We start from the raw sequence: 1,003 nt of genomic DNA, 5'->3' as shown, positions 1-1,003 counted from the left end.
CTCGTGCCGGGTCCCGGACCGGACGGGCGGCCACGGTCCGACGCCCCGCTCGTCGCCGTCACGGGCGTGACCGGCTACGTGGGCGGGCGCCTCGTCCCCGAGCTCCTGTCGGCCGGCTACCGCGTGCGTGCCCTCGCGCGGTCACCCCAGCGGCTGCGCGGGCGCCCGTGGGTCGGCGAGGTCGAGGCGGTCGAGGCGGACGCGTCGGACCTCGACCAGATCCGCGCCGCGCTCGAGGGCGTCGAGATCGCGTACTACCTCATCCACTCGCTCGGGTCGGGCCGGACGTTCGAGTCGCGCGACCGGATGACCGCGCTCACGTTCGCGCGTGCCGCGCGCGAGGCCGGCGTGCGGCGCATCGTCTACCTCGGCGGGCTGTACCCCGAGGGCGAGGACCTGTCGCCGCACCTCGCGTCGCGCACCGAGGTCGGCGAGATCCTGCTCGCGTCGGGCGTCCCGACGACGGTGCTGCGCGCCGCGGTCATCCTCGGGTCCGGCTCGGCGTCGTTCGAGATGATGCGCTACCTCACCGAGCGCCTGCCGGCGATGACGGTGCCGCGCTGGGTCGAGAACCGCATCCAGCCCATCGCGATCCGCGACGTGCTGCGCTACCTCGTCGGCGCCGCGGCGATGCCGCCCGAGGTGAGCCGCGGGTTCGACATCGGCGGTCCCGACGTCCTCACCTACCGCGACATGATGCAGCGCTACGCCGCCGCCGCCGGGCTGCCGCGACGCGTGATCGTGGGCGTCGGCGTGCTCACGCCGCGGCTGTCGAGCCTGTGGGTCTCGCTCGTCACGCCCGTGCCGGGCGGGCTCGCGCGGCCGCTCGTCGAGTCGCTCGTGCACGAGGTCGTGTGCGACGAGCACGACATCGCCCGCTGGGTGCCCGACCCGCCCGACGGGCTCGTCGGCTTCGACCGCGCGGTGCGGCTCGCGCTGCGGCGGGGCGAGGGGGGTCCCCCAGCGGTCAGCCGGCGTCCGAGCGGTCCTCCTCCGACGACTC

At 75.8% G+C, this 1,003-nt stretch carries 1 protein-coding gene; it reads left to right on the top strand.

Annotation, left to right across the window (positions count from 1 at the left end; genetic code table 11):
- Positions 1-1,003: NAD(P)H-binding protein (locus HGA02_RS20265; protein WP_210728871.1), on the top strand; the 1,003-nt coding region annotated here is incomplete at both ends.

Source organism: Cellulomonas septica (assembly GCF_012396155.1).
Lineage (GTDB): Bacteria > Actinomycetota > Actinomycetes > Actinomycetales > Cellulomonadaceae > Cellulomonas > Cellulomonas septica.
The sequence above is the reverse complement of the archived record's forward strand: the minus strand, read 5'-3'. Positions and strand labels throughout refer to the sequence as shown.